6 protein-coding genes are annotated in these 7,054 nt (G+C 61.4%); 5 read left to right on the top strand and 1 reads right to left on the bottom strand.

Going from position 1 to position 7,054, the window contains the following annotated elements; translation table 11 throughout:
* Positions 1-98: 98 nt before the first annotated feature.
* Positions 99-377, bottom strand: a complete 279-nt coding sequence (gene rpsT, locus OC610_RS17730) for a 30S ribosomal protein S20 (RefSeq protein ID WP_003185593.1) — start codon at positions 375-377, stop codon at positions 99-101.
* A 254-nt stretch (positions 378-631) separates the two neighbouring features.
* Here rpsT and murJ point away from each other — a divergent pair, with 254 nt between their 5' ends.
* The 5 genes from murJ to fkpB all read left to right on the top strand — a co-directional run bounded on the left by murJ (position 632) and on the right by fkpB (position 7,018).
* The gene (gene murJ / locus OC610_RS17725; protein WP_264429428.1) at positions 632-2,170 is read left to right on the top strand and encodes a murein biosynthesis integral membrane protein MurJ; all 1,539 of its coding nucleotides are present in this window, start codon (positions 632-634) and stop codon (positions 2,168-2,170) included.
* Between the two features lie 129 nt (positions 2,171-2,299).
* Positions 2,300-3,238, top strand: a complete 939-nt coding sequence (gene ribF / locus OC610_RS17720; protein WP_264429427.1) for a bifunctional riboflavin kinase/FAD synthetase — start codon at positions 2,300-2,302, stop codon at positions 3,236-3,238.
* Positions 3,239-3,251: 13 nt separating this feature from the next.
* Complete coding sequence (gene ileS, locus OC610_RS17715) at positions 3,252-6,083, top strand: isoleucine--tRNA ligase (RefSeq protein ID WP_264429426.1); 2,832 nt, start codon at positions 3,252-3,254, stop codon at positions 6,081-6,083.
* Complete coding sequence (lspA, locus tag OC610_RS17710) at positions 6,076-6,588, top strand: signal peptidase II (RefSeq protein WP_264429424.1); 513 nt, start codon at positions 6,076-6,078, stop codon at positions 6,586-6,588. The genes ileS and lspA overlap by 8 nt, the downstream gene beginning before the upstream one ends.
* On the top strand, positions 6,581-7,018 hold the full coding sequence (gene fkpB, locus OC610_RS17705; RefSeq protein ID WP_264429422.1) for an FKBP-type peptidyl-prolyl cis-trans isomerase: 438 nt from the start codon (positions 6,581-6,583) through the stop codon (positions 7,016-7,018). Before lspA ends, fkpB begins: the two co-directional genes overlap by 8 nt.
* Positions 7,019-7,054: the final 36 nt, after the last annotated feature.

The following is a 7,054-nucleotide window of genomic DNA, read 5'->3' as shown; positions in this document are numbered from 1 at the left end:
CGCTCCCACAAGGGGAGGGGCTGCTCTGGTTGGGGGGAGGATAAATCCCAGGCAATAAAAAACCGACCCTGAGGTCGGTTTTTTAATGAGCGCGTCGCTTAGGCAGCAGCGGCAACGTTCAAGGCCTTTACATGGCCATTCAGGCGGCTCTTATGGCGAGCGGCCTTGTTCTTGTGGATGATGCCTTTATCGGCCATGCGGTCGATAACTGGCACAGCCAGAACGTAAGCAGCTTGTGCTTTTTCAGCGTCTTTTGCGTCGATGGCCTTGACTACGTTCTTGATGTAGGTACGGACCATGGAACGCAGGCTGGCGTTGTGGCTGCGACGCTTCTCAGCCTGTTTTGCACGTTTTTTGGCGGAAGGTGTGTTGGCCACCGTCGAGCTCCTCGAAAGACTTTTTAGGAAATAGCAAACAAAATAGGCCGCGAATCATGCCGATGAGTTGAGGTCTTGTCAAGGGCGGGTGACACGTTCCGCTGAATGGCAGGTGCGGCGCACCGAATGATTTCTTTCCGGCGTGCGACCTGTAAACTCGCGGGCTTTGGCGCTGTGCTGTTTAGCGGCGCGGAGTATCGCACAAGTGGGCGCATTGTTCGCCTGCTGTTTATCGACAGGCAAAAACTCTTTTCATGAACCTGCTCAAATCGTTGGCGGCCGTCAGCTCTATCACAATGCTTTCCCGCATCCTGGGATTCGTTCGCGATACGTTGATCGCCCGGATATTCGGTGCCGGAATGGCCACCGACGCCTTCTTCATTGCGTTCAAATTGCCCAACCTGCTGCGGCGGATCTTCGCCGAAGGGGCGTTTTCCCAGGCCTTCGTGCCGATCCTGGCGGAATATAAAAGCCAGAAGGGCGACGAAGCGACCCGTACCTTCATTGCCTACGTCACCGGTCTGCTGACGCTGGTGCTGGCCTTGGTCACGGCCGCCGGCATGCTCGCCGCGCCCTGGGTGATCTGGGCCACCGCACCCGGTTTCACCGATACGCCGGAAAAATTCCAGCTCACCTCTGACCTGTTGCGGGTGACCTTTCCTTATATATTGCTGATTTCCCTGTCGTCCCTGGCCGGGGCGATCCTCAACACCTGGAACCGTTTCTCCGTACCGGCCTTCGTGCCGACGCTGCTCAACGTCAGCATGATCATCTTCGCGGTGTTCCTGACGCCGTACTTCGATCCGCCGGTAATGGCCCTGGGGTGGGCGGTGTTGGCGGGTGGCTTGGCGCAATTGCTCTACCAACTGCCGCACCTGAAGAAGATCGGGATGTTGGTGCTGCCGCGGCTGAACTTGCGCGACAGCGGCGTGTGGCGGGTCATGAAGCAGATGCTGCCGGCCATCCTCGGCGTCTCGGTGAGCCAGATTTCCCTGATCATCAACACCATTTTTGCCTCGTTCCTGGTGGCGGGCTCGGTGTCGTGGATGTACTACGCCGACCGCTTGATGGAATTGCCATCCGGCGTGCTGGGCGTGGCGCTGGGCACGATCCTGCTGCCGACCCTGGCCAAGACCTACGCCAGCCAGGATCGCCATGAATATTCGCGCATCCTCGATTGGGGCCTGCGCCTGTGTTTCGTGCTGGTCCTGCCTTGCGCCCTGGCGCTGGGGATCCTCGCCGAGCCGCTGACGGTTTCGCTGTTCCAGTACGGTCAATTCAATGCATTCGATGCCCTGATGACCCAGCGGGCTTTGATCGCCTACTCGGTGGGGCTGCTCGGGATCATCGTGATCAAAGTCCTTGCGCCGGGCTTCTACGCCCAGCAGAACATCCGCACGCCGGTGAAAATCGCCATCTTTACCTTGTGCATGACCCAGCTGTTCAACCTGCTGCTCATCGGTCCGCTGGCCCACGCCGGCCTGGCCCTGGCGATCAGTGCGGGTGCCTGTCTCAACGCCGGGCTGCTGTTTTATCAACTGCGCAAGCAAAAGATGTATCAACCGATGCCGGGCTGGGGCAAGTTCGGACTCAAGTTGCTGGTCGCCGTGGCGGTGATGTCGGCGGTGCTGCTGGTCGGGATGCATTTCATGCCGGCTTGGGGCGAAGGCGTGATGCTCGAGCGTTTCCTGCGCCTGGGCGTGCTGGTCGTAGCGGGCGTGGTGGTGTATTTCGGCATGTTGCTGTTGATGGGCTTCCGTTTGCGCGACTTCAATCGCAAGGCCTTGAGCTGACAGGTTGCCCCTGATAATCCAGGGGCGGGCGGCGGTTTTGTCGGTTCGATCACTTTGGGTTACGGTGTTGCCTGTCACCGACCGCCGGGTGTGGTTATAATCGGCCACTTTATGAGCAAGAAGCGCGTTATGCAGCTGGTTCGAGGCCTCCACAACCTGCGTCCCCGGCATCGGGGCTGTGTCGCCACTATTGGCAACTTTGACGGTGTCCACCGTGGCCACCAGGCTATCCTGGCGCGGCTGCGCGAGCGTGCGCTGGAGTTGGGCCTGCCCAGTTGCGTGGTGATCTTCGAACCGCAGCCCCGGGAATTTTTCGCCCCGGACACCGCTCCGGCCCGTCTGGCCCGGTTGCGGGACAAACTGCAATTGCTCGCGGCCGAAGGCGTCGACCGGGTCCTGTGCCTGGCTTTCAACCAGCGCCTGAGCCAGCTCAGTGCCGCCGAATTCGTCGATACCATCCTGGTGGATGGCCTCGACGTGAAGCATCTGGAAGTCGGTGATGATTTCCGTTTCGGTTGCGACCGGGCAGGCGATTTCGATTACCTGCAACAGGCCGGTATTGCCCAGGGGTTCACCGTCGAAGCGGCGCAGACCGTCGAGATGGAGGGTTTGCGCGTCAGCAGCACCCAGGTCCGCAACGCCCTGGCGGCGGCCGACTTCGAATTGGCCGAGCGCTTGCTCGGCCGGCCGTACCGGATTGCCGGGCGGATCCTGCACGGGCAGAAGCTGGCGCGCCAATTGGGCACGCCAACGGCCAACGTGCAACTCAAGCGCCGTCGTGTGCCGCTGACCGGGGTGTTCCTGGTGAGTGTCGACATCGACGGCAAGACCTGGCCCGGCGTCGCCAACATTGGCGTTCGTCCTACGGTGCAGGGGGATGGCAAGGCCCATCTCGAAGTACACATTCTGGATTTTGCCGGCGATCTGTATGACCGGCGTTTGACGGTGGTTTTCCACCAGAAGCTGCGTGAAGAGCAGCGTTTTGCCTCTCTGGAGGCGCTCAAGACGGCGATCCATGCAGATATCGCCGCCGCCCGTGCCCTTGTCGCAACCAGCGCCAATCGCTAATGAAGAGCCTTAAATGACCGACTATAAAGCCACGCTAAACCTTCCGGACACCGCCTTCCCAATGAAGGCCGGCCTGCCTCAGCGCGAACCACAGATTCTGCAGCGTTGGGACAGCATTGGCCTGTACGGAAAGTTGCGCGAGATTGGCAAGGATCGTCCGAAGTTCGTCCTGCACGACGGCCCTCCGTACGCCAACGGCACCATCCACATCGGTCACGCGCTGAACAAGATTCTCAAGGACATGATCATCCGCTCCAAGACCCTGTCGGGTTTTGACGCGCCGTATGTCCCGGGCTGGGACTGCCATGGCCTGCCGATCGAACACAAGGTCGAAGTGACCCACGGCAAGAACCTGGGCGCGGACAAGACCCGCGAGCTGTGCCGTGCCTACGCCACCGAGCAGATCGAAGGGCAGAAGTCCGAATTCATCCGCCTCGGCGTGCTGGGCGACTTCGCCAATCCGTACAAGACCATGGATTTCAAGAACGAAGCCGGCGAAATCCGTGCCCTGGCGAAAATCGTCGAGGGCGGCTTCGTGTTCAAGGGCCTCAAGCCCGTGAACTGGTGCTTCGATTGCGGTTCGGCCCTGGCCGAGGCGGAAGTCGAGTACGAGAACAAGAAGTCCTCGACCATCGACGTCGCGTTCCCGATCGCCGATGAAGACAAGCTCGCCGCCGCGTTCGGCCTGGGCAAGCTGGCCAAGCCGGCCTCGATCGTGATCTGGACCACCACCCCGTGGACCATTCCCGCCAACCAGGCGCTGAACGTCCACCCGGAATTCAACTACGCCTTGGTCGACGTTGGCGACAAGCTGCTGGTGCTGGCCGAAGAACTGGTCGAATCCTGCCTGGCCCGCTACAACCTCGAAGGTTCAGTGATCGCCACCGCCCCGGGCTCGGCGCTGGAGCTGATCAATTTCCGCCATCCGTTCTATGACCGCCTGTCGCCGGTGTACCTGGCCGACTACGTGGAGCTGGGCGCAGGCACCGGCGTGGTTCACTCCGCACCGGCCTATGGCGTCGACGACTTCGTGACCTGCAAGAAATACGGCATGGTCAACGACGACATCCTCAACCCGGTGCAGAGCAATGGCGTGTACGTGCCGTCGCTGGAGTTCTTTGGCGGCCAGTTCATCTGGAAGGCCAACCCGGCCATCGTCGACAAGCTGACCGAAGTCGGCGCGCTGCTGCACACCACCGTCATCGAACACAGCTACATGCACTGCTGGCGCCACAAGACCCCGCTGATCTACCGCGCCACCGCGCAGTGGTTCATCGGCATGGACAAGCAGCCCACCAGCGGCGACACCCTGCGCCAGCGTTCGCTCAAGGCCATCGAAGAAACGCAGTTCGTTCCGGCCTGGGGCCAGGCGCGCCTGCACTCGATGATCGCCAACCGTCCGGACTGGTGCATCTCCCGCCAGCGCAACTGGGGCGTGCCGATCCCGTTCTTCCTGAACAAGGAAAGCGGCGAGCTGCATCCGCGCACCGTCGAACTGATGGAAACCGTGGCCCAGCGCGTCGAAGCCGAAGGCATCGAAGCCTGGTTCAAGCTCGATGCCGCCGAGCTGCTGGGCGACGAAGCACCGCTGTATGACAAGATCAGCGACACCCTGGACGTCTGGTTCGACTCCGGCACCACCCATTGGCACGTATTGCGCGGTTCGCACCCGATGGGTCATGAGACCGGCCCGCGCGCCGACCTGTACCTGGAAGGTTCGGACCAGCATCGCGGCTGGTTCCACTCGTCCTTGCTGACCGGTTGCGCCATCGACAACCACGCGCCATACCGCGAGTTGCTGACCCACGGCTTCACCGTCGACGAGTCCGGCCGCAAGATGTCCAAGTCCCTGGGCAACGTGATCGCGCCGCAGAAAGTGAACGACACCCTCGGCGCCGACATCATGCGCCTGTGGGTCGCGTCCACCGACTACTCCGGCGAGATGGCCGTTTCCGAGCAGATCCTGCAGCGTAGCGCGGACGCCTACCGGCGCATCCGTAACACCGCGCGTTTCCTGCTTTCCAACCTGACCGGCTTCAACCCGGCCACCGACCTGCTGCCGGCCGAAGACATGCTCGCGCTGGACCGCTGGGCCGTGGACCGTACCCTGTTGCTGCAACGCGAATTGCAGGAACACTACGGTGAGTACCGTTTCTGGAACGTGTATTCCAAGATCCACAACTTCTGCGTCCAGGAGTTGGGTGGTTTCTACCTCGACATCATCAAGGATCGCCAGTACACAACCGGCGCCAACAGCAAGGCGCGCCGTTCCTGCCAGACCGCGCTGTTCCACATCAGCGAGGCGCTGGTGCGCTGGATCGCGCCGATCCTGGCGTTCACCGCCGACGAACTGTGGGAATACCTGCCGGGCGAGCGCAACGAATCGGTAATGCTCAACACCTGGTACGAAGGCCTGACCGAACTGCCGCAAGGCTTCGAGCTGGACCGTGCGTATTGGGATCGCGTGATGGCGGTCAAGGCTGCGGTCAACAAGGAAATGGAGATCCAGCGGGCGGCCAAGGCCGTCGGCGGCAACCTGCAAGCCGAAGTGACCCTCTATGCCGAAGATGCCTTGAGCGCCGACCTGGCCAAGCTGGGCAACGAACTGCGTTTCGTGCTGATCACCTCCACCGCCGGTGTCGCGCCGCTGGCGCAGGCTCCGGCCGATGCGGTCGTCACCGAAGTGAGTGGCCTGAAGCTCAAGGTGGTCAAGTCGAGCTTCGTCAAGTGCGCCCGTTGCTGGCACTGCCGTGAAGACGTCGGCGTGAACCCGGAGCACCCGGAAATCTGCGGTCGTTGTGTCGACAACATCAGCGGCAGCGGTGAGGTTCGTCACTATGCCTAATGCAGCGGGCCGTTTCGGTCGGTTGGGCTGGCTCTGGTTGAGCGTGCTGGTGCTGGTCATCGACCAGGCCAGCAAGTACTACTTCGAGAACGCGTTGACCATGTACCAGCAGATCGTGGTCATTCCCGACTACTTCAGTTGGACCCTGGCCTACAACACTGGCGCGGCGTTCAGCTTCCTGGCCGACAGTTCGGGCTGGCAGCGCTGGCTGTTCGCGCTGATTGCCGTGGTGGTCAGTGCCGTGCTGGTGGTCTGGCTCAAGCGCCTGGGGCGTGACGAAACCTGGCTGGCCGTGGCGCTGGCGCTGGTCCTCGGCGGCGCGTTGGGCAACCTCTACGATCGGATTGCCTTGGGCCATGTGATCGATTTCATCCTGGTGCATTGGCAGAACCGCTGGTATTTCCCGGCGTTCAACTTTGCCGACAGCGCCATCAGCGTGGGCGCCGTGATGCTCGCCCTGGATATGTTCAAGAGCAAGAAAACCGGAGAAGCCGTCCATGACTGAGCAGCGTATCGCTCAAAACACCGAAGTGAAGCTTCACTTCGCCCTGCACCTGGAAAACGGCGACACCGTCGACAGCACCTTCGACAAGGCGCCGGCGGTGTTCAAGGTCGGCGACGGCAACCTGCTGCCCGGTTTCGAAGCGGCAATCTTCGGTTTCAAGGCCGGCGACAAGCGCACCGTGGTCGTTCCGCCGGAAAACGCCTTTGGTCAGCCCAACCCGCAAAACGTGCAGACCATGCCACGCTCGCAGTTCCAGGACATGGAATTGTCGGAGGGCTTGCTGGTGATCTTCAATGACGCGGCCAATACCGAATTGCCGGGTGTGGTGAAGGCTTTTGACGACGCCCAGGTGACCGTGGACTTCAATCACCCGCTAGCGGGCAAGACCTTGAGCTTCGAGGTGGAAATCCTCGAGGTCAAGGCGGTTTAAGGTTTAACAGGCAGTTCCTGCTGCCACCCGATTCAC

The organism is Pseudomonas agronomica, from assembly GCF_025917275.1.
Classification (GTDB): domain Bacteria; phylum Pseudomonadota; class Gammaproteobacteria; order Pseudomonadales; family Pseudomonadaceae; genus Aquipseudomonas; species Aquipseudomonas agronomica.
The sequence above is the reverse complement of the archived record's forward strand: the minus strand, read 5'-3'. Positions and strand labels throughout refer to the sequence as shown.